Annotated in this window: 17 protein-coding genes; 4 read left to right on the forward strand and 13 right to left on the reverse strand. The window is 52.6% G+C overall.

From position 1 onward, the window contains the following. Nucleotides 1–2: 2 nt before the first annotated feature. Nucleotides 3–1,283, forward strand: a complete 1,281-nt coding sequence (locus PN498_RS26540) for a Y-family DNA polymerase (protein ID WP_272066479.1) — start codon at nt 3–5, stop codon at nt 1,281–1,283. A 43-nt stretch (nt 1,284–1,326) separates the two neighbouring features. Here PN498_RS26540 and PN498_RS26545 read toward each other — a convergent pair whose 3' ends face one another. Continuing rightward, on the reverse strand, nt 1,327–1,800 hold the full coding sequence (locus tag PN498_RS26545) for a thermonuclease family protein (protein ID WP_272066480.1): 474 nt from the start codon (nt 1,798–1,800) through the stop codon (nt 1,327–1,329). 95 nt (nt 1,801–1,895) lie between these two features. Here PN498_RS26545 and PN498_RS26550 point away from each other — a divergent pair, with 95 nt between their 5' ends. The 3 genes from PN498_RS26550 to PN498_RS26560 all read left to right on the forward strand — a co-directional run bounded on the left by PN498_RS26550 (nt 1,896) and on the right by PN498_RS26560 (nt 3,581). After that, entirely contained in the window at nt 1,896–2,132 is a 237-nt protein-coding gene (locus PN498_RS26550; RefSeq protein WP_272066481.1) for a hypothetical protein, read from the forward strand. Nucleotides 2,133–2,813: 681 nt separating this feature from the next. Then, nucleotides 2,814–3,308, forward strand: a complete 495-nt coding sequence (locus tag PN498_RS26555) for a hypothetical protein (RefSeq protein WP_272066482.1) — start codon at nt 2,814–2,816, stop codon at nt 3,306–3,308. Between the two features lie 108 nt (nt 3,309–3,416). After that, the gene (locus PN498_RS26560) at nt 3,417–3,581 is read left to right on the forward strand and encodes a hypothetical protein (RefSeq protein ID WP_272066483.1); all 165 of its coding nucleotides are present in this window, start codon (nt 3,417–3,419) and stop codon (nt 3,579–3,581) included. 693 nt (nt 3,582–4,274) lie between these two features. On the opposite strand, the gene PN498_RS26565 is transcribed toward PN498_RS26560, so the two are convergent. The 12 genes from PN498_RS26565 to PN498_RS26620 all read right to left on the reverse strand — a co-directional run bounded on the left by PN498_RS26565 (nt 4,275) and on the right by PN498_RS26620 (nt 20,950). Further along, complete coding sequence (locus tag PN498_RS26565) at nt 4,275–4,679, reverse strand: hypothetical protein (RefSeq protein WP_272066484.1); 405 nt, start codon at nt 4,677–4,679, stop codon at nt 4,275–4,277. A gap of 253 nt (nt 4,680–4,932) precedes the next feature. Continuing rightward, entirely contained in the window at nt 4,933–5,130 is a 198-nt protein-coding gene (locus tag PN498_RS26570; protein WP_272066485.1) for a hypothetical protein, read from the reverse strand. A gap of 291 nt (nt 5,131–5,421) precedes the next feature. Then, nucleotides 5,422–6,225, reverse strand: coding sequence for a DISARM system phospholipase D-like protein DrmC (gene drmC / locus PN498_RS26575; protein ID WP_272066486.1), 804 nt, complete (start codon nt 6,223–6,225; stop codon nt 5,422–5,424). Then, the gene (gene drmB, locus PN498_RS26580) at nt 6,222–8,135 is read right to left on the reverse strand and encodes a DUF1998 domain-containing protein (RefSeq protein ID WP_272066487.1); all 1,914 of its coding nucleotides are present in this window, start codon (nt 8,133–8,135) and stop codon (nt 6,222–6,224) included. The genes drmC and drmB overlap by 4 nt, the downstream gene beginning before the upstream one ends. Next, the gene (gene drmA / locus PN498_RS26585) at nt 8,135–11,542 is read right to left on the reverse strand and encodes a DISARM system helicase DrmA (protein WP_272066488.1); all 3,408 of its coding nucleotides are present in this window, start codon (nt 11,540–11,542) and stop codon (nt 8,135–8,137) included. Before drmA ends, drmB begins: the two co-directional genes overlap by 1 nt. A gap of 37 nt (nt 11,543–11,579) precedes the next feature. Next, nucleotides 11,580–11,969, reverse strand: coding sequence for a DUF5615 family PIN-like protein (locus PN498_RS26590; protein ID WP_272066489.1), 390 nt, complete (start codon nt 11,967–11,969; stop codon nt 11,580–11,582). Beyond that, complete coding sequence (locus PN498_RS26595) at nt 11,962–12,294, reverse strand: DUF433 domain-containing protein (RefSeq protein WP_272066490.1); 333 nt, start codon at nt 12,292–12,294, stop codon at nt 11,962–11,964. The genes PN498_RS26590 and PN498_RS26595 overlap by 8 nt, the downstream gene beginning before the upstream one ends. A gap of 70 nt (nt 12,295–12,364) precedes the next feature. After that, nucleotides 12,365–14,080: a DUF262 domain-containing protein gene (locus PN498_RS26600; protein ID WP_272066491.1), complete on the reverse strand. Its 1,716-nt coding sequence runs from the start codon at nt 14,078–14,080 to the stop codon at nt 12,365–12,367. A gap of 49 nt (nt 14,081–14,129) precedes the next feature. After that, nucleotides 14,130–15,563 (reverse strand): ABC transporter ATP-binding protein/permease, encoded by a 1,434-nt coding sequence (locus PN498_RS26605; RefSeq protein WP_272066492.1) that lies wholly within the window; start codon nt 15,561–15,563, stop codon nt 14,130–14,132. Nucleotides 15,564–15,597: 34 nt separating this feature from the next. Further along, the gene (locus tag PN498_RS26610; protein ID WP_272066493.1) at nt 15,598–15,888 is read right to left on the reverse strand and encodes a hypothetical protein; all 291 of its coding nucleotides are present in this window, start codon (nt 15,886–15,888) and stop codon (nt 15,598–15,600) included. A gap of 304 nt (nt 15,889–16,192) precedes the next feature. Then, nucleotides 16,193–16,765: a hypothetical protein gene (locus tag PN498_RS26615; protein WP_272066494.1), complete on the reverse strand. Its 573-nt coding sequence runs from the start codon at nt 16,763–16,765 to the stop codon at nt 16,193–16,195. A 3-nt stretch (nt 16,766–16,768) separates the two neighbouring features. After that, the gene (locus PN498_RS26620) at nt 16,769–20,950 is read right to left on the reverse strand and encodes an Eco57I restriction-modification methylase domain-containing protein (protein ID WP_272066495.1); all 4,182 of its coding nucleotides are present in this window, start codon (nt 20,948–20,950) and stop codon (nt 16,769–16,771) included. Nucleotides 20,951–20,981 lie beyond the last annotated feature (31 nt).

A 20,981-nucleotide genomic window follows, 5' to 3' on the forward strand; every position in this document is an offset into this window, starting at 1 on the left:
ACATGTTTGCTTTGGTGGACTGCAATTCGTTTTTTGCCTCCTGTGAAAAGGTCTTTCGGCCTGATCTCGAAGGTCAGCCAGTCGCAGTGCTCTCCAACAATGACGGCTGTGTCGTCGCGCGATCGCCCGAGGCCAAGCAGATTGTCAAAATGCAGGCGACGCTCTTCTCGATCAAGGACTTGGTGGAGCGGGGAGAATTGCATGTGTTCTCATCCAATCCGGTGCTTTACAAAGACATGTCCAGGCGGGTTATTGAGACCCTGCAGCACTTCAGTCCTGAAGTCGAGCAGTACTCCATTGATGAGGCTTTTCTGGGGCTACAGGGTTTTGTTAATCGTGACCTGACGGACTACGGTCAGCAGATGCGTACTACAGTGCAGCAGTGGACCGGCATTCCGGTTTCAGTGGGCATCGCTAAGACGAAGACGTTAGCCAAGTTGGCGGCGCAGGTGGCGAAGCGCAACCCAGATATCGAGGGCGTGCTCGACTTCGAGACGTTAGAGGATATTGATGCTGTCTTGGCCGTGATCGACATCGGTGAGGTCTGGGGCATCGGCAAGAACCTACGGGCCAAACTCAATGCCCTCGGCATCAAGCAGGTGCTGGATCTCAAACAGGCTAACGAAAAGCTGATCAAGAAGAAGTTTGGCATCTTAACGCGGCGGACGGTTATGGAACTACGCGGCGTTCCCTGCTTTCCAATGGAGCCGGTAGCGGCCCCGAAGACGATGCGGATTGTGTCGCGTTCCTTCGGTCATTTGGTCACTGAATTGTCAGACATCAAAGAGGCGGTGGCGACTTACACCACTCGCTGTGCGGAAAAGCTGCGGGATGATGGGTTGGTGGCTCGTCAGTTTGCCGTGTCGATGCGCACCAGCTATTACCGTGAGCAAAATCAGTATGCCGCTGCCCGCTCGGTGGAACTAGACCCACCCACTAATGACACCGCTGTCTTGATACCAATGGCGATGCAGTTGGCCGAGGCAGCGTTTAAGCCGGGATATGAATATCTCAAGGCAAAAGTGATTGCCACTGAGTTATCCCCGGCTGGGGCAGTCCAGGGCAATCTCTTTAGCGCTCCGGTTAACACCGAAAAGCGAGATCGCTTGATGGCCACCATTGACGGTTTGAACCGTAAGCTACAGCCGGATGCGGTGAAGTTCGGGGCGATGGGCCTCAATCCGTCGTGGCAGATGCGATCGGAGTATTTTTCGCAGCGCTACACTACCCATTGGGATGAGATTCCTACGGTTCGCATCTGGCAGCCTAAACAAAGTCGTTAGTTGCCACCCTCTTGCCTCAGGTGGGCTCAGCGCGATTTGCTGTCTACCGTTCCCAGATGCCGACCGCGTTCTCTTGCGCCCGGTTTTCTGCCCCCACGTAAATGTTCGAGTTCGGGCAGGTCTCGACGTCGTCAGGATTCACCACCGCTAGTCCCTGAAGCAGCATTTCTGAATTGAGGTGGATTTCGATTTCCCCTGGCATGCTCAAAAACCAGGCTTCCGCAACTGTGACGCCGTCTTTTCCGCGTCCAGTCACCACAAGGTGAACTTGCCCACCTTCGCGGTAAACGAGGGACTCCAGAGCCGCTTTTGCCTCTATCCCCAGCGGTGCTTCTAGCTCGGGTGCGTTTATGCCGCACAGGTCTACGGTTTTAGGCGTTTCACCAAAGTAAACTTCCAGCGTGTCGCCATCGACGACCGCTCTCACCGCGACCGGCTCAGGCGCTGATTCGTGAGGCTGACAGCCAGTCGCTGCGATCACCATTAACAGGACTGTCAGCCCATGTCGCACCAGCATATGAGTTGCACCTCCCTGAAAAGGGGAACCATAGTCATGTCGAAAACAGTTTGCCCATCTACATGGAATTAGTGCTCGCCAGCCTGACTGCTTCAATGCAATTATCAATTGTCGCGATCGCTCAACCGAACGCGACGGAGCCGGACTGTGACCCAGCTTATGCCGAAGTTTGCATTCCGCCAGCACCACCAGATTTAGACTGTGGAGACATTGCCGATAGGCGTTTTCGCGTTTACCTGCCGACTGATGCTGATAAACCTGAGGAGTTAACCGATTTTGACCCGCATGGCTTTGATGGGGATGATGACGGGATTGGATGTGAGCGCGGATGACTGGTTTACCACGATCAGACGCAGGGGCGGCTCAATCCCCAGGCGATGAGTTGACGGGTGCTTGAGGTTTCGTTGGCCGGTCGCTGCAGTCGCCGCCATCGTCAAGCTCAGCGACAAACTTCATACCAGCATCGGTTTTTATCTCGTTTCCATAAATCTATGGGCTTCCTCTTTACCGTGGTGACCATGCTCGGTCATGATGAATTCACCTGGTGCTCAGACCACACCGCGAATATACAGAGCCCGCTACAGCAAACACCCCTGATGCACTAGGCATTGGGGGTGTTTGATTTGGAACTGTCGCTATGTTGTTATTTGAGTTGAAATTGCGTATAAATACTGGTTTTTGAGTGATACCTGAATAAATCTGAACTTATCCCTATGGTGGGGATGAATTGTCTGAGCCATTCTAAAAACATCCTGTAGACTCGCGTGTGCTCTTTGAGCACCAGTCGGGCTGAAGGCTTCCTTGGGAACTCTTCAACCCGACTTTTTGTTTTAAAGGTTGGCTGGCGAAATGTCCTCGATTAGGCAGCGCTAAAGCTTTTCGCCAACGATACTCCGCAGGAGCGGCTCCGCCAACGCCGAGCATCCTTTTTGGATATGTTGCATGTCTTAGATCAAATGCTCTATCTTCTCCTGAGTCAGCTATCCTACGGGCGGTGAGTGACGTCGGTTGCCATGCCAATCATTCGGGCCAGGTATCCAGACAATTGGGAAAGCCTGGCGCTCCAGATTAAGCATCAGGCCCAGTGGTGTTGTCAGCAGTGTCAGCGGCCTTGTCGTCAGCCCAGTGAACTGTTGGCCGATTTTCTGGAGCGGGTGAAGCGGTGGCGGCAGCAGCAAACACCACTTTCGGCAAAGTTTGAAGCGGCTCCCCGGCGCTACCTGCTCACAGTCGCCCATCTCGATCAGCAGCCTAGCAATCAAGACCCCAGCAATCTCAAGGCCCTTTGTACGGTCTGTCATCTCCAATTCGATAGTCAGTTTCGAGCCAAGCAGCGGCGGCTCAAAGCGGAATTCTTCGGACAACTCTCGATTGATGATGCTTGGCCGGAAGGCTTACAGCTTTCCCTTTTACCTCAGGCGGTCGCGCCTTTCAGCGTACCACGACACGGCACCGCCCCCGCAGAAGGCCAGGGCTTGCGCCCACCACCCTCACCGAAGCGAGCTTAGCTCCCCCAGATCGCTAACATTGTCCGGCTTTACACACTCGGTGCCCGCACAATGGAGAGACACCGGGCCTTGACCCGCAGCTACAGGGCTTTCACAAGTAGGGATTCGATGACTCCTCTTCCCGATGAATTTCATGACCTGATGCGTCAGCAAACCAGCTACTCAGCCCTGGTGGCTTGGCGACAACAGCATCAAGGCTGCTCTTATGCTGAAGCGTGCCAACAAATCAATCAGATGCTTCAGTTATATCGTCAGCGGTCTGCAGCCTCGTGAGACCAGTTTCCGGAGCGATCGCGGGCCATGCAGCACACTCAGGCGAGATCACCCCAACCAGGGGAGACGACGTCATCAAATGAAAGAATGAACTTTGTTTGCAGTCTGAAAGAATGACGCTTCAGCAGGTTTATTCTAATAGTCAAGAAGCGAAGCGCTTCGACATCAAATGACCGTTCAGTTCACGTTAAAGAGGAGGTTTGATATCGATTTAACGTCTGAAACGTCATCAACAATAACAGCATCCAATCAGGTATTTGATATTTCCTCGAATTGACAGCAGAGAGCTAGGATGTGGGTATCGCAAGGCCCAGCCTTGAAAAAGCGATTACCGCCACCGCTCTAAGAAAGCTCGACCTCGGTGAGGAGGTCACTCAAAAGAACCGTTCTGGGTGCTGTTATTCTTTTAAATATTATTCTTGAGTTCTCAACTCTTACTTAATTCATTTATCCTCAACAAAATTATTCTGAATATTTCGTCTCAGCATAATTTTGATCTCGGTAAAAGTGATCTCTCTTCCAATGAAGAAAGGCTCTGATCGCATGGGCGATCAGAGCCTTTTGGTGCTAGATGATTGACTCTCATGGAGTTCGGGCACCAAGCTTCAATAAAGCCCCCTGAATGGTGACATTGAGGGGGCAAAGGTGTGTGTGGGACGGAACGTCGTTGGCAAGGAGGAGAGAGTCTACCGTCTAAACGGTGGCGATGGCGTCTTTTTCTAGATTTTCGCGGCGCAGTTCGTCGAAATCAATCGCGTCTTTGTCCAGGTTCTCACGACGCAACTCATCAAAGTCAACGGCGGCCACAACTTCGTGGACGGCATCTTTGTCGAGGTTTTCGCGGCGTAGTTCATCGAAGTCAACCGCGTCTTTATCTAAGTTTTCGCGGCGTAGTTCATCGAAGTCAATCGCTTTGACTTGAACCGTTTCAACCGCATCCTTGTCGAGGTTCTCACGACGTAACTCGTCAAAGTTGACGGCGTCTTCGTCGAGGTTTTCGCGGCGTAGTTCGTCGAAATCAGGGGCAGCGTAGCTAGCGGGGGCGATGGCAATGGTAACAGCGGTCAGAGCAGTGAGGGCGAATGCAATGCGTTTCATGATTTGAACTCCTTTGTTTGGGGGTGATTTAGCGTTTCAATCATCTTGAGTTCTATAGTGGAGTCCGCCCCTGAGCCCTGCCTGACCTGAAAATAAGCCTGAGTTAATCGCTTTCTGAGAAAGCTGAGGGTGATCGCAGGAAGACCTGAGTGCCGGTGAGGCAGGTCACGCAGCGGCTTCATAACCCGTAAAAAAGTCCCTCACCACGGGGCAAGGGGACGCTGTTGGCAGATAGTGGTAGTCAGTTTAGCGACTAGCGAGACAAATGCTCGTTCAGGCAGTCGATCGCGGTATCAATGCCAGCAGCAGCAGTCTGTACGTTGGTATCTTGCAGGCCTTCGGCGAGACAGTGTTCGAGATAGCCCAGTTCAACGACCAGGCGTTTGACGATCGCTCGAAGACGACGCTGGCGAGCGGCTGGATGAGTAGTGGTGAGTGTAGTGTTGTTCATGGCAGCAATCCTCGGAGGTTGGGCGATACCGCAGTGATATCGCACCTCGGCTTGTTGCAGCTAGCCCTGAAATCTCAACAGTTAAGGTGTTGCAGAGGGGGGCATGGTGTAACAAGGGCGATCACTGAAAATTGCACCAGTCTCATCTTTTTTCCAAAGAAAGAATTTCTAAGTCTAGACATAACCAAAGACGGGAGAACGAAGAAAGAAAAACGAGAAACTTCTCCTGGAAAGGCTTTCAGGGGGCCAAATATCCTAGCTATGTTAGCTACCGTCGTCGCATGTGATTTTTCAGAGTCCGGGAACCCGCTTCAGGGCTTCACAGGCAACCAGCATTTCAAATTGAGAGCGTATGGCACGGGCAACAACTTTATCAGTCATCAGAATCCCAGCTTCGATATTGCGCTCATGGGCAGCTTCAGAGAAATTGGCAGAAGTGATGAGGAAGCGTTCTTCGTCAACGACTACACATTTAGCATGTAGACAGGCGTTAGATCGCTCCGTCATCAGCATTGTACGAGGATCGTGAAAGACTTCGGGAAGACGTTGGCCAGGCCAGACATGGTTGCGGAAGATTTCTGTAAATCGCTGCAGCAGAACGGTTGCAGGAGTCGTATCTTGGTACTTCCGTTGCACGTTGAGAAACATCCGGACTCGGAGATCAGGATTAGCATCCATGCGCTGAGCAAGTGGGCGGAAAAGGGCATGTCCCTTAGGACCTTGATCGACAGAGAAGCTAGAAATCAATATATTCGATTGGGCACTGCTGAAGAGTTCGCGGACGACAATGCCGGTATCACGGCTTTCGGTACCGGGCACCTCTGGTCCTGTCCACACTAAATCAACCCGGTCTTGTTGGGCTTGGGACTGGGCACGTTCTGACGCCAATAGCCTGAGCATGTAAGCAATGTGACCGATCGCCATTCCTTGCTCATAAAGCTGATTGAGCTCGGTCATGACTTCTGGCAGGCTGCCATCAATCACATAGCTACAAATTGCTACGGGTGTTACTGGCAGACTGAGCCGACCAGCATCGAGAGCATCGGCGATACCGTCGAGAGCCGGACGACTGAGCTTCAGAAAAGAGGACTTCACAGAAGACTATCTGGGAAAAATTCGGCCCCCAGACCCTCCACGGTACTCGTGACCAAAGCCCGATCCAGCATTTCGTTACGCCGCTCACAGGATGTTTCAGCGATGAGCAAGCATCCATGGCAGGCTGCACCATGCAGGAAGCGATCTTCCTGAGGACTATCGGGTTTGTGCTGAGCACAAACGGGATCGTTAGAGCAAAGGCGTCCCTGTTCTAACGCTTTAGATAAGTGGTGTTCAATCCGTCTGCCCACTTCGACTAAACCGCCTAGCGTACCTTCCGAGCCGGAGGTGCCGGTGTGCAGCAAGATGCCATAACCGATATCGGGAAAGGCATAGATGCGCTCTCGAATCGCGCTAGAAGCGTAGCCACACTCTAAAGAAACTGAAGTGATCAGGAGATGGGAAAGCGAGTGGAGCATGATGTAAGCAACGCCTGGGAACTTCATTTTTTCGCTAGGAATGCCATGGCTTTCCGCCCATTTCCGATAGCCTTGCTCAAGCTCTTTGGCTCGCAACTGAACGGCAGGTTTGTCAAGCCAGGTTGTGATGAGGTCGGATTTGAAGCTGATGAAGACGCCCTCGCCCAAGTTCTCGATCGCGGGTACCCATTTCGGCTCAAAATCCAGAGTGGCACGACGGACACCAATTTCTAGATCGTCAATTTCACCCTCGATGTTAGGCATGGCGGCCTCAAAGCGAGTGAAGCCAATCAGCGCTACCACCTCTCGCAAGCGATGGACCAGTACGACTTGATCAATCACGCTCTGCCATTGGGGCGCTAACGAGCTCGGACATCGGGCATAGCCCTGAAAGACCTTGTCATCCGAGGGCGCTTCTTTGCCTTTCTCCTGAGGGCAGGATAAGAGCGCTTCTAGTTCAACCTGTTTGATACTTTTCTCAGGCGCATGTTGATTGGCTTTGCGGCGCTGGACTTCAGCCCAGACAGCTTCCGCACCGAACTCAACCAAGTCGACAAACTTCGGTTTCTTCAGTTCCTTTTTGACGTCGCTGATGTCCTCAGCAAACTGCAGGTCTTCCAGGAAAAAGCGATCCACGGCCTTTTTCAGCTCCGCCTCTTTATCCGGCATGGAGATGACGCTGAGAATTTGGCTGAAATATGCATTACTGGCTGATCGCACCAGCAGGCGATTATATTCTGGCTGATCAGTTTCGATGCGATCGCCCGTCTCAGCCGAGATCTGACTACGACGGCAGGGTTCGTTTCCCCTTGGGCCTAACCAGGGCCGGTGGCCGCTACAGGCTCCCAGAACTTTGGAGTTTGGCACCTTCGCTTGAGATAGTGGACGGCGCTGACCGCACTGTTCGCAGCGGACAAAGATTTCCTCGAAGTCGTTGCCGGAGCCCGCTTCATCCAGCCAAAGTTGCCCTCGACACTTGGCATCAAAGTCATCATGGGCAAAGGCATTCCAGTTGATATCGCTGAGATGCCCGTTGGTGCAGGCTTGGACGAAGCGGACGGGAACAGCGGGAATCCGTTTACCTTCAAAATTCAAGCCTCCCTTCACGGCTCCCCAGGGGACGAGTGGACGAGTGCGGTAGATTTTGCCTTCGCGCTCAAAGGTGCGATCAACCTGGGCGAGAAACCAAGTTGGGAAAACGAAAGCATCAACGCCTGTATGTCCCGCCTGCGGATCATTAGACTGCCTCGGTGGTGTGAAGAGGTGAATTTCTTGGCCTTCTGGTAATTTGTCCTGGAGGCTTTTCGCGACTTTATAAGCGAGACGTTCTTCTCGGATATACTGTTTGTCGCCTTTCCAGAAGCTAAGACCAGAGATGATGACTGATCGCTGAGGCAAATCCACCATGGCACCGGGGCCAAAGGTAGTGAGCATTTGGCTTTGGCGGAGTTCGCCGCTGGGCTTTTTCTGGGACTTTTTCGACTTTGCCATTAGTTTTCGGCCTCCACGTCTTCAAGGCTGTATGGGTCACGAATCCAGAGATTGACGGTGGCCTCTACGTCGCGCATGCTGCGCTGGGTCTTGAACTTTTGCTCATCAGCCGGTTTTTGATCGGCGTCTGGAGCAAAGGGATCCACTAGCAAGGGGGCTGCCAGGTCAGTTTCTGTGTGGTATTGCAGCCGTTGATTCCGCTGGTAGATGCGCTCCCAATTGTCGAGCAGGTCGATAACCTGTGATCGCACGCTGGTTCTCAGCGCATTGGAGGTTTCGGCATCCAAGTCGGGGCTGTGACCTTCAGCACGACGGGCGATGGTCTCAACCATGGCTTCAACAGCGGCTCGCTGGTCCGTGATGTTGGATGCGCCCAAAGGGGTCGTCATCTCCTGAATGCCGAGGCGAGCGAGGGCGACAGTGACACCGGCGAGGCCCCGATCGAGAGCGCGAGGCGAAAAGGGCGTTACACTGGTCGCCTCGACGGCGCGGTAAAAGCTGTTGTGCCAGGTTTGGAAGCGTTCGTAGTGGGAGCGATCGCGCGGTCGATGAATATTCATCAGCGTCACCACCAGACCGGGACGACTAGGATCACGACCCACCCGGCTGGTGGACTGAATGTACTCGGCGGCAGTCTTGGGCTGCCCCAGCACCACCATCAGCCCCAATCGCACGATATCGAGACCCACAGAAATCATGTTGGTGGCCAGTGCGACATCGACTCGCTCTTTATCGCTAAAGGGTAAGGCAAGGCGGCGTTTGGTATTGGCAATCTTATCAGTCCCGACCCGTGAGGTCAGTTCTTCCGGTTCTTCGTCGATTTTGCGCCCGTGGAAGGGACCGACTAGCTCACCTTCGCGCAGGTGCTCATGGTATCGCGTCAATCGGGAATTGACTTCGTCTTCCACAATGCGACGACTACCGCCCAGTTCTCGCAGGGAGTTGAAGTAACCCATCAGCGTCATATACGGATCGGCAGGATTCGGTTTGAGTTTCTGCGCGCGCGCGATGTCCCACTGCTTTTGTGCGGCAGCAAGTAACGGCAGATAAGACTTGAGGAGCACTACCTTAAGGCTGCGTCCCTGGGCCGCAACCCCCAGATATAAGCGTCCTGGTGATTCAAAGTCGGTTTTCGCGAAGAAGGAGTTGTGGCGATCAGGGCCAGGAGGCGGGAAGATATCGACATGGCTACGACTAAAGAGGGCCTGAATTTGACGGCTAGCACGACGAACGGTAGCCGTAGAAGCAATGACCTTAGGGCGGATGGCTTGGCCGTTATCCCCATCACGACAGCACAGGGCGTCGATCGCCGTCTCATACAGTCCCACCATTGTGCCGAGTGGTCCCGAAATCAGGTGCAACTCGTCCTGAATGATCAGATCAGGGGGAGGCAGGAAGCCTTCGAGGGGGCGACCCGCTTTAGTGGCATCACCGGGACCGTAGAAACCTTCTTGCTCCTGATAATGGGTGACACGGCCAAATAAGTTCCCCGTTTGCCCAAACCAGGGCAGGCCTGCAAATTTATCGACGGTAGCGATGATGAAGCAGGGCAGACGGCGATAGATGGGTTCGTCCACTGCCAAAATGGGCAGGGGATTGCGGCTGCGGAAGTCACAACCACGATTGACGCACATAACCTTCAGGTTTTTCGGAGCGTCTTCGTTGGGCAATAGTTGGAAGGAGTTGGTTGTAAACGTCTCCCCGCACCAGGGACACCGCTCTAGGGGAATGGGCGATGGCTTGCTCTTGCTGTCACTTTTGAAGGCGAGGGTGCGGGTGCGGGCAGAATAGTCGTCTTTGTCACCGCGTTTACCCATCCGGTTGGGCGTGGCGCTCTGGCCGACCCACAGACCGATTTCAAAAGGCCACTTGCCCAGCTTGTCAGGATCTTTTTGGCGTTCCAGCTCTAGAGCACAAATGAGTCGGGAGGCCCGCTCTAGCTGGTCGAGGGTAAGCAGGCGGAGGGTATAGCGCATCAGCACACTGACCCCACCAGATTGAATGGCGGGATTATGGAGCCGTCGTAACACCAGCGTGAACGCTGCTAGACCCAGATAGGCTTCGGTTTTACCACCCCCTGTGGGGAAGAATAGGAGATCGACGGTTTCTCGATCGCGGTGCTCTGGTTCGGCAATGCCCGTCAGATTAAGCAAAATAAAAGCGAGTTGGAACGGACGCCACGCTGGCGGCTCAAAGCTCTCTGGTGGGTGTCCTAACTCTTGACTGAGCTGTCGTCGTCGCCCGATCGCGATCACCCGATTCATTAGCTTGAAGGCTTCTAGCTCCTGGGGATTTTCGAGGGATTTCAGTCCGGCTTCGATGCGATCGCAAGCGTGGCTAGCCTGATCCATCAGATGCTTGGACACATCGGCAGCCGCTTGGGGCTGGATGGCGATGGTGCGTTGAGTCTCGATCCAGGCACGATATTGGGTCACTAGAGGGCCAATCATGCCGCGTAAAGTGATGTAATCGGGCACAGCGGCGAGCGCTTCCATGCCCAGCTTCACATTGGGGAGAGGGGTGGGTGCGACTCGGGGCACTTCGGCAGTGGGAATCCAGGTGGTGCAGACTTCGGTGCAGTGATCCCCTTCGACGCCATTGGCGATCGCGGATACATTGTGACCCACGGCAAACTCGTAATCTTCGCGATATTGCAGGGCGGCAATGGCCTCGTCTGGGTCAGTGGTGTTGTAGCCACGCGGGTCGGAGCGGGGTACAAAGCCTTCGGCACACTTGAGACAGAGGTGGGTTTGGAAGGCAAAGGTCGCGTCGCGATCGCCTTTCGCGGCCTGCCGATAGTTCACCAAAAAGACGGAGACAGATTGAGTGCCGAGGGGAAACTGGTCGCCGCAGACGGGGCGGCAGGTGACCACCAGGTTGAGACCGCTGCCGCCGGGAATATCAATGGCGTAGGGTTCTGGGCTGGCTTCAATCTTGACGGGTAGGACGACTCGCTGAGGTACTCGCTGCCAGTGTTCAGGCTTTTTCTTGCGCTTGCTCCGCTCTTGCTGATCGTCTTCAAAGGCTTCCTCAAGGCTCGGTTCGATGGGCAGATAGTCGCCCCAGGTCATCGTCGCTTCAACGGTCTGGGTGGCGGCGGAGATGAGAAAGCTCAGCCCCATAGATGAGGGAAAGAGGACTTTGCGGGCAGCGGGTTTATCCGGGTTTTTGCTGTCTTCGCTGGTGTCGGTTTGGGTAACTTCTTCGGGGAGGGCGTCGTCGCTGTCGTCGTCGGAGCGGAGGTCGGGCGGTGCGCCAAAGGGAGCCAAAAAGCCGGTGAGATACCACTTGGAAGGAGCCTGGTTGAGCACTTCCTCAGCGTGGGTTGAGTTGTTGGGGGCGGGGCCGACGAGGTCGATATTGAGGGCATCGACGAGGGTGGCGCGAATGTCAGCGGACGTGGTCATAGTAAGACCTCATGGCGACGAGCGATGGTAAATGGCGCTATTGGGAGTATTCCCGGATGACGAAAATTTGTTGGTCGGCTTGGGGACGATTTTGCTTTTGCACCCGCAAGAGGCGATCGCTTAATTCATCCCCAGAATTCACAAGGTAGTCATGCAGCGCTTGGGCTTGTCCAACATAGTCGCGGTCTTCTTTGCAGATGATGATGCCGCTATGGTGCAGACCGCTCTGATGTAAGGCAATGAAGTCTTTGCGGTTGAGGGTGATGACAATGCGGTTTTTCGTGGTGGCATAGGTCAAAACGTCGGCATCAGGAATTCTCTGGTTGGCTTGTTCCGCTTCATAGGAGGTGAGCACGTCATGGTCGAGTGCGCGTAGAGCGTTGACCAGGTCGATGGGCAGATTTTCGTTGGAGTAAAACCTAGCCATGCCCACCGTCCTCGTCGGTGTCGTCAGCAATCTCTTGATCAATTTCGTCGGAGTGCGCTGCGTAGTAGGCTCGGGCGGCGATCAAATCGAGGGGAGTAAGGCCGGGAAAGTTGTGCAGCAGTTCCGCATCGTCAGCTCCCTGTTTCTGTAAGGAGATGAGTGTCCATACGGCGATGCGGGTGTTGCGAATGCAGGCGAGGCTGCCCGCAACGCCAGGGGTTTTGCTCACCATGCGATCGCTGAGGGTGGTTTGAAAGAGGGCATAGTCCTCTGGGGGTAAGGACTGCACCGCTTCGACGAGGGATTCTACGAGTTTGGTATTCATGGTCGGGGGCTGGAAAAGCTGACTGTGCTTAAAATCTAACGTTTACACCTCGTTTGCGAAGACCAGGACGCTAAGCTTGCAGTGCCATCACCGGAACGTGTTCATCCAATCGCCAAAGTTTAGCCAAATAACCAATGAGTTCTTCTTGCCGTCGCTCAACCACACCAGGCGTCCACTCGGTTTCCTTGAGTACCTGGGTTGTGATCACGAAAGGCGACACACCGTCTTTACCGCCAAAATACCTTTGCTTCTTAGTTTCAAAGTCGTAGTTACTCGCACTGCTATTTTTGTAGCGGGATAGCAACACCAAATTGCCCAAACGATGAACATAGCTTTGGCGGCTTTCCTCGTCGCCAAACCATTCCAGCCACTCACTATTAGGCTTAGGTTTTTGAGGTAAGACATGCTCGACGGTGATGCGGGGAAAGTTGTAAACAGCTTCGCCGCCAGACAGATAAGTATCTAAACGCAGCAAGACATACAGGCGGATTTTACTCTCTAGATACAGCGGGCCATCGAGGCGTTGAATCACGTTACGGCATTCTTCTTCAGTCAAATGGAGCGGTGACTCTGGACTTTGGAGATCTTTGTCTTCTTCAATCCAAGTAAGCAACGTGGCATAGCGCCGCATCCGTTCGTTAATGTTGGCCCGGCGAATCATTAGGCCCGATGCTAAGCGATCAAGTTGGGTGAAAAACCACAGCAATTGGGCAGGCTGATTTGGGTGGCGAGAAAGGTAGGCGATCGCAGGGGGGAGCCAATCTACGTTGTCCACTCGGTTGAGGTATCGAAAACAGGTATTGATCGCCTCCGCGTGTTGATGACTTTCGTAAGCACAATCCCGAATATCGGCATAGGCTTGGGCTGCCGGGTACAAGACATCATCAATGAAATGTGTAGGATGCTCAGTCGGTTTGACATATTGCCGAATCTCTTTGAGCACAGTGTCCTGCGATTTGGCTTTGCGATACATCATCCGAATATGTGAGAACAAGTCACGGAAGGTGTCTCGCCCTAGTTTTTCTTCGGTGTCTTCCCACAGCTTGTTGTATTGCTCCTGCCGGGCTTCGGGAATTTTGCCAATGATTTCTGACTTGAGAATATCGGTATGGGAGAGGTCCAAGCCGCGATCATTGAGGACGGAGAAGATCCGGTATGCCGATTCCATATCTGGCGTCGAAACCACTACCAATAGGCACCCTGTGACCACAAATTGGGTAAGCCTTAAACACTGCTCCTCAGAGAGTTCTTGCAATCTCTTAAGCAGGTGTAAGGCGTTATCGCGTATGTGAGCTTGGCTATCGGGGAGAAATGCATCTTTGATCTCGATGAGCTTGCTGATGCCACCCTCATCCTGAATACAGGTACGGAAAAACTTAATATCCCGTTCTCGCAGGGTCAACCTGTAACGATTAGGAGTCCGCCGTACTCGGCTCCCTTTTTCATACAGATAAGCGGTCAACTCTAGCGCCACTTCGTCGGGTACAACTTCTCGCAGAACTGATAAAAGAATAGTCAGTGTGGTTAGACGTTGCTGCCCATCAACCACTTCTGCTTCTGCTGACCCATCTGATTTGATTAAAACGATACTGCCCAGAAAGTAAGGGTTTAGCTCTTCGATGGGAATCTCGCTCTCTCCTAAAAAGCCAAGCAAATCATCTAACAAAGCTTCGGCCTGCTCTGTTTCCCAGGCGTAGGGGCGCTGGTAAAGCGGGATCGAGAAAACAAAGTCATCACAGAAGACCTTCTCGATGGGATATTCAGCACCATGGATTCTGGTAGGCATGATAAGGAATGGAAATTTCGATAATTGTATAAGTAGATGAAGTTACGTTTTACTGGGCTAGAGCGTCTCGCTGATAGGCTTGTTTAGCAATGAGGCCACCCAAAACGCTGTAAAACGCAAGCCACAGAATGTGGAGCATCAATTGATGGTCGTTAGCAATACCCGCCGCAAATTCGATCAACCCTTTGTAGTGGACAAACGGCAAGAGCACGATCACATCATTCAGCGAAGTCGGCATTTGGTCTGCAAATAGTCCACTACTAATCAGCGCAACCGGAATTAATAAGCCGGTAATTGCGTCTAAGGCTTTGGGTGGCACGATGTAGCCGAGGGCAATTCCAGCCATTGCAAACGGGATAATGCCCAACAGCAAACTAGAACTCAAGAGACTCCATTCAGCGACTGACTGAACAATGCCAAACTTATAAATACCGATACCAAAAATCGTGGCCAGGCTGGTCATCAAAACCACCATTGTCATGAATAACTTGGCAACTAGATACAAGCTAGGTTGTAGCGGTGTGACTTTTAGAAGTTTTAGCCAGCCCTCCACTCGTTCAATGGCAATCCGTTTGCCCAGGCGATCAACTGAGAACATTAACAGGCTGATTGCACCAAACAATACGAGCAAAAGCTTCAATGTATGGGAATCATCGGCTGGAAAGAGACTAGCCATACCAGAAAAAAGCAACACTCCAACTAGATAAATAGGCGTTCTGATGAGTTGCAAAATTTCTGCTTTAGTCTGCATGAATAAAACGCCCACTGGGTTGGCCTGTTTGGTCGTCACTGGCACGCAGGTCGGCTGGTTTGCCGAAGCCAAATTGGGACGCTTGTCATAGCTTAGTTTTCCATCAGCCAAGGTGAGAATATGTGTCGCAGAGTTCTGCAATACGCTTTGCTCAGCCTTAATGTGAGTCACCATCAGAATCGTGACACCGTCTTTCTGGCAGCGCTGCACTTGTTCCCAAAACGTTTTTTGGCCTTCATCATCTAAATTTCGAGTAGGCTCATCCAGAATCAGTAGTTGGGGATTACCCACCAAGGCGATCGCAAAGTAAAGTCGCTGCTTTTGCCCTCCTGATAAATCACTCGGAAAGGCATTTTGTTTATCTTCCAAGCCAACGGTTCTCAGGATCTCTTGAGTGGGTTTAGGGTCGGGATAATAACTACGAATCAGATTAATGAGTTCTTTGACCTTCAGACTGTTCGGAGGCGTCACTTCCTGAAAGATGGTTCCTACACGCAGCTTGGATTCTGGTGTTTTGGGCGATCTCCCAAACAGTTCCACGCTACCACTGTCGGGTTCTTGTAAACCGAGAATAATTTTGATGAGGGTGCTTTTGCCAGCGCCATTCGCACCGCGCAGCACAACAAAGTCACCCTGACGGACGGTCAAATCTACGTCATTTAAGATGGTGCGCTTACCAAACATGCCCTCTGGAAAGCTTTTAGATACTTGCTTAACTTCGATTAAGTTCATAAGTTTTAGATGCCGTATATCATTTACTGCGGCATTAGAGAAAGTTTTGAATTGCCAGCCAAATAGCCACCCCAGCAGCGGTCGCTGCCATTACAGGAACCCCCATCAAAGTGAGAACCACTAGGGCAATTGCTCCACCCAGGAATGCTAGGGGATCAGCACCGTCAGGAAAGACTGCATCCACGCTGCCATTGAAGTGCCAAAGCAGAATGAGTACAGCTCCGATACAAAAAATAATTAGACTGGCCTGCGTCAGTCGCTGGACAAAAATCGGCCAGCTAAAGCGGATGATATTTTGCGAAGCATCGGATGAGGAATGGGTCATGTTTTTGGTTTGCTTAGGTTTGTTGATCAGCTCGAAGTCTCAAATTAGGTAGTGCCCTACAGGTAAGGATGGCTAAATCTTATATGCAGCAAGGGATATCAAGATTTACATCCCGCTCAAAGGTGCCAAGTATATATACTCGTTGAAGGCTAGGACACTCATTCTCCCGTGGATTTTCGGTGGAAATCCTGTGAATAACCAGGATAATTCAGCACTCAGGAGCTAGCTTCACTCGTCGAAACTCTTTCAGAAAGAGAATTACAGCCATCCTTACCTTTTTAGGACTACCTCAAATTAAACTGTTTTAGGAGTTAGAGGCCAGTAACGCGCTAGCGGCAAGCCAGACAGCCACACCAACACCAATGGCAATCATCGCCGGAGCCCCAGCAACAACTGCACCTACAGCTACAACGGAGCCAGCCAAAGAGCCTTCAATCATCTTTTGTGGCGGAATAAGTGGCCGAAAGTCATCTCCATTGCTGCTACCACCGCCGTCTGCACGATTGGTTTCAGAAGTATCGGGGGTGCTTTTGCCACCAGAACCAGTAATGTTAATTTCATCTCCTGATTGAGTTGATCTCAACTGCTTGGGGCAGGTTGGTAGGCTCTCTTCCTTCACAAAGATATTGATGTCTTGCCAAAAAGAATGAGGAGCATCCACTTCAGCACAGGGACTGCAGGCAGAAGCGCCAACTAGCGGTTTGCAGGAATATTGCACCTCAAAGGTATAGATGCTCAGAAAAGCTGCCCAGTTGATCATCAACAGTGTCGTTAATACACCCGTTATTCTCTGCCTCAACGCAGAAAACCGTCGCCATGAAAAATCAACTTGCATTGGTCTTTGAGTGGAATGGCTGACTAACAGAGGTGGTTCCATAACTTAGATTTCAAGGCCGGGGATGGTGGGGGCATTGGCTTGGAGTCTGGGGGATTTCTGTTTGGAGCGAGCAGATTGTTTTTCCCCCTTTTTCAGGGTACCCGCTGCCTTATGGCCGCGCACCTCCTCTAGGTATCGTTGTTGATTTAAATCGAGGAGGCGGGCGAGAACTTCGTCATGGGTGACTTCGGGCCAGCGGTAGCGCCAGGGGAGTTTGCGCTTGCCGGTGCGCACCAGGCTGTCGAAGGCGGCGGCTTCGTCGGGGGTGGGAAAAAAGAGGTCCCCGGAGACAATGCGGTCTTGTGCCTCGGGAGGGAGGTCGTCGGGGTCGGTGTCGAGGTAGTCAAGGGCGAAGCCGCAGGTAGTGTCGATGTCGGGCCAGCCGTAGGCGTTGAGGACGGCGCGATCCATTTGGTTATGCAGGTCGCGGAGTTTGAGGATGTGGGGGTGGCGTTCTTCGGGGTCGTGGAAGCAGTTGTAGGTGTCGGTGAGGCCCTGGTTGTTACGCACCATGAGGTCGGCGCGGTATTCGTAGTAGGTTTTGCCAACTGCTTCGAGGGTAGGGGCGGTTTCCCAGTTTTCGGGGAAGGGGAAGGTTTCAAAGCAATCTTCTGGAATATATCGGAAAGTATCACCAATTGATGAACCAAAGAAAATAGCCCATATATCGTGAACTTGAGACTGCAATACAGAAAAGCCAGAATATTGGTCAAAGGCAAAAAGGGTAAGCGCATCAGAGAAAACACGGTCTGAGTTCTGAAAGCCAAAACAGATGTAAGGACTATGCCTGGAACTTGCTAGAATTTGGCGCATATTCTTGCAGCGTGTGTAAAGCTCACGCGCTGGTCTAGAGTGACGCCACCAATACTCCTTCAACCGATTCTCTGAACTGCTTTGCCTTTGAATTCTGACAGTTTGATTCAAGTGCTCAAATAGCTCGGGATGAACCTCAACCTGCTCGATTTCGTCATCTCCAAAATCAATTACATATCTTGAATGCAAAAGCTTAGGATTGGTGTTTAGTTCATCGCCTCCAATATAGGGTTTTATTTTTTGAGAATTTTGAGCGTTTAAATTAATGAATTCTTCGGCTTGCTCAGGAGATAAAACAAACCCTTTTCCATTTATGTTGCTGCCGCTAAAAACTCTATTTTTGTTTTCCTTTAGAGGCGTGGGATTTTCGTCGATGTCAACTTCGCAAAGATAAGCAGATATAACTTTAGTAGATTTTCCATCCATGCAGTTTGTGACTCTCGGATGAATGTCCTTTGTCACATGAATCACGCTGACGACTACAGCAGCCTTTCCAGGCCATCGTAGTCTTTTTGTTGCATTGTAGATTTTTCCGCCATTAATACGAACCCATCTCAACCCCGTAAATCTTGTGTCTCCTTGGGCAATGGTTTTTGTTGTTATTAAGCCTAAGCACCCTTTTTCTCGAACAAGGGTAAATGCCTTTCTCAAGAAAAAAGCTACTAAATCTCCTTTTCCCCTTGATTCAGGTGTGATTTCCAAAAGATATGTCAAATAAGATTTTCCATATTTCTCAGATACTTTAGAGCCACCCATAAACGGCGGATTTCCAACGATCGCATCAAACCCAGGATTCTCCCGATCAAACACCTCTGGAAATTCAATTTCCCAGTTAAACGGAAGTATCCCCTTTGAACCTGTCCTCAATCTCTCCGAAATTTCGAGAACTTCATAGGCCGGTATCTGATGCTCTTTGAAAGCAACCAGTTTTCCTGCAAACTCTCTCCGCCTTTCATCACGCTGCCTAGAAGTTCTTCCCTCAATGTGTGCGGCAATAGCCAAATCTGCTGAGAGACGTTGACTTGCTAGATTTTCTTCGGAAAACTCCTGCTCAAAAAGTAATAGCTTGGTGGCAAAGTCCTCTAGTTTCTCCTTGCGGTCTTTCTTGGTGGTACCTTCAAGAAACGCTGCCACCATCAAGTCTGCTGCCAGTCGAACCCCTACGCATGCTGCCTCTGCGGCCTGTTGATTCTTCCGCTTTTGAGCATCATCTTCGTCTGTTAATGCGTCAGACGCCTGAATTAGCTCGCGAAATTGACGTACTTTGGCAACAGGTTGATCAACCTGATCCCGTTTCTGGTAATCATCAAAAGTTGGTCTATAGACTGCATTGTTCACGAAGGAGTTAATTTCTTTTCTGGATATGCCTACCAATGAATCTCCACACTTGAGCGCATGGTCCACAAAAGTGAATGGTAAATCCTTCGCTAGGGTCACCAGCCACAGTGACAGCTTTGCCAAGTTCACGGCAAAGGGGTTCTTGTCTACCCCGTAGAGGCAGCGTTGGGCCACGAGACGACGGGCATAGACTACCGGCTCCACCGCATCCGGCAGGTCGGCAGGCTGACCGTGGATGTCCCAGGCTGCCACTAGCGTTTCCGCCAGTTGCCGACAGGCTTCTACCAAAAACGCTGCTGACCCCATCGCCAGGTCGCACACCTTCAGCGCCAAAATCTGATCAGGGGTGGGGTGTGGCCCCAACGCCTCCCGCACTGGCCGCAGGGTAGTTTCCACAATCGGCTGGGTCAGCTTTCGTGGAGTGTAGTGCGAGCCCGTGCGGCGGCGTTCTTCCCCTGGTTGCAGGTACAGGCTGCCGGGGGACAACAGGTTCGGCGTCCGAGACGATACCCGCCGCTCCAGTGCCGCCACAATGTCTTCCACGGTTTCAGCCTGCTTCAGCGCTGTCAGCCCCTTGCCTGTGACCTTGCACTCCGCCTCATCCTTTAGTCCCTTGGCCCGATCCTTCGCCGGGGTAGCCAGCAGTGCCTCTACATTGACCACCACATCCTTGGGCTTCACCGCAATGGACCGCCCCTCGGCTACCTCCACCTCGTAGCCCATGATCGCCTCATACACTGAGCCAATCTGCTCCACATCCAGGGCACGGTAAGAGAGCCGTTCCCCATCCAGCATCAGCAGCTTGTCGAGCATCCGGTAGATGGTGCCGTCGGGGATGCGAGGCGCTTCCACCCGGCCATAGACCTGATACTGGCTGCCCTGAGGTCGCCCTTCTAAAAACGGATACTCGTCGGGGTCAAACAGTTGCCCGTGGCGGGCAGGGAGATATTCTTCATAGGCTCCCCCACCGTCGTACACCAGCCGAAACAAGCTCAGCAACGTCGCCCAAGCGCCATAGCGCTGATCCATCGTGTCCGGATAGCTGCCCGCGTCTTCCCGCAGCTTTTCATAGAGGCCGGAGACCGCATAGTTCTGCTGATACACCGGGTCATCGGGCATCAGCCCCTCGTCTTCGGCATACAGGAGGAACACCAGACGCATCAGAGTTGTGATGAGGCCGCCGTAGATATGTTGGGAGTCCGTTTCTGATAGCTCCCGCACTAAGCTGCCGTTAACTGCCGCATCCGCCGCCTGGAAGCCCCGCAGCAGCTCCCACAGGGCATCGAGCACCTGCTCTGCCAACTTGGTGGAAACTTCCGCTTGATAGTTGCGGCTCTCCACCAGCAGACGATTCAACCGCTGATTTTCCGGCACGTTAAACAGGCGGTCTGCCCCCAGGAGCAAGTCCAGCGCCCCCAGAATCAGTCGCCCCGGCACCTCCGACATCGCCTGTACCGGAAAGGTCAGATACCCCGATGACTCACCACTGGGGGCATACACCAGCCGAATGTCTGTGCCATTCACCAGTAGCCCCGCCGCAATGCCCGTCTCCCGCAGCAACCGCTCAAACTTCGCCTGAAAACTCGCCTTCCACCCCTGCCCCGCCACTGCTGCCGGGTCATCCTCATCCAAGGGCAGTCCCGGTGCCATCTCCTGAATCAGCAGAACCCACTCGTCACTGTCCGGGTCTTTGACGCCGTAGGTGGGCCGCAGGGTCTCGCCATAGCTGGGCAACACCGCTGAAAGACTGTCCGGCAAGTCCGCCGCTGGCACCAAATCCTCTGGGTACCAGCCCAGCACCTTTTCGGTAAAGGCCGAGAAGTTCTCAATCCAGGCCAGTCCGTCATCCTTACGACGGTGCAAGACCTCCGTAGAGAGCACCTCCCGCAATCGCTCCTGAAGGTCCACCAGCCGCCCCCGATCAATTACCGCCTGAGCTTTAATCAGTGCTGGCGGCGATACCACTAAGCCCACCGGCTGCAGCAGGCCGAGCCATTCTTGGTGTCTAAGTATGTCGAGGTCTTTAGAGGGCATTATTACGACTTTTATCTGTGAAAGTGGTTTG

This window comes from Oscillatoria sp. CS-180, from assembly GCF_028330965.1.
Lineage (GTDB): Bacteria > Cyanobacteriota > Cyanobacteriia > Phormidesmidales > Phormidesmidaceae > Halomicronema.

What these genes read in the sequence shown, in the direction of transcription:
- PN498_RS26605 (WP_272066492.1), bottom strand. Translation starts at nt 15,563, where the DNA reads ATGAACTTAATCGAAGTTAAGCAAGTATCTAAAAGCTTTCCAGAGGGC.
- PN498_RS26600 (WP_272066491.1), bottom strand. Translation starts at nt 14,080, where the DNA reads ATGCCTACCAGAATCCATGGTGCTGAATATCCCATCGAGAAGGTCTTC.
- drmB (WP_272066487.1), bottom strand. Translation starts at nt 8,135, where the DNA reads ATGGCAAAGTCGAAAAAGTCCCAGAAAAAGCCCAGCGGCGAACTCCGC.
- PN498_RS26560 (WP_272066483.1), top strand. Translation starts at nt 3,417, where the DNA reads ATGACTCCTCTTCCCGATGAATTTCATGACCTGATGCGTCAGCAAACC.
- PN498_RS26565 (WP_272066484.1), bottom strand. Translation starts at nt 4,679, where the DNA reads ATGAAACGCATTGCATTCGCCCTCACTGCTCTGACCGCTGTTACCATT.
- PN498_RS26620 (WP_272066495.1), bottom strand. Translation starts at nt 20,950, where the DNA reads ATGCCCTCTAAAGACCTCGACATACTTAGACACCAAGAATGGCTCGGC.
- PN498_RS26550 (WP_272066481.1), top strand. Translation starts at nt 1,896, where the DNA reads ATGCAATTATCAATTGTCGCGATCGCTCAACCGAACGCGACGGAGCCG.
- PN498_RS26615 (WP_272066494.1), bottom strand. Translation starts at nt 16,765, where the DNA reads ATGGAACCACCTCTGTTAGTCAGCCATTCCACTCAAAGACCAATGCAA.
- PN498_RS26545 (WP_272066480.1), bottom strand. Translation starts at nt 1,800, where the DNA reads ATGCTGGTGCGACATGGGCTGACAGTCCTGTTAATGGTGATCGCAGCG.
- PN498_RS26590 (WP_272066489.1), bottom strand. Translation starts at nt 11,969, where the DNA reads ATGGCTAGGTTTTACTCCAACGAAAATCTGCCCATCGACCTGGTCAAC.
- PN498_RS26570 (WP_272066485.1), bottom strand. Translation starts at nt 5,130, where the DNA reads ATGAACAACACTACACTCACCACTACTCATCCAGCCGCTCGCCAGCGT.
- PN498_RS26595 (WP_272066490.1), bottom strand. Translation starts at nt 12,294, where the DNA reads ATGAATACCAAACTCGTAGAATCCCTCGTCGAAGCGGTGCAGTCCTTA.
- PN498_RS26610 (WP_272066493.1), bottom strand. Translation starts at nt 15,888, where the DNA reads ATGACCCATTCCTCATCCGATGCTTCGCAAAATATCATCCGCTTTAGC.
- PN498_RS26555 (WP_272066482.1), top strand. Translation starts at nt 2,814, where the DNA reads ATGCCAATCATTCGGGCCAGGTATCCAGACAATTGGGAAAGCCTGGCG.
- drmA (WP_272066488.1), bottom strand. Translation starts at nt 11,542, where the DNA reads ATGACCACGTCCGCTGACATTCGCGCCACCCTCGTCGATGCCCTCAAT.
- PN498_RS26540 (WP_272066479.1), top strand. Translation starts at nt 3, where the DNA reads ATGTTTGCTTTGGTGGACTGCAATTCGTTTTTTGCCTCCTGTGAAAAG.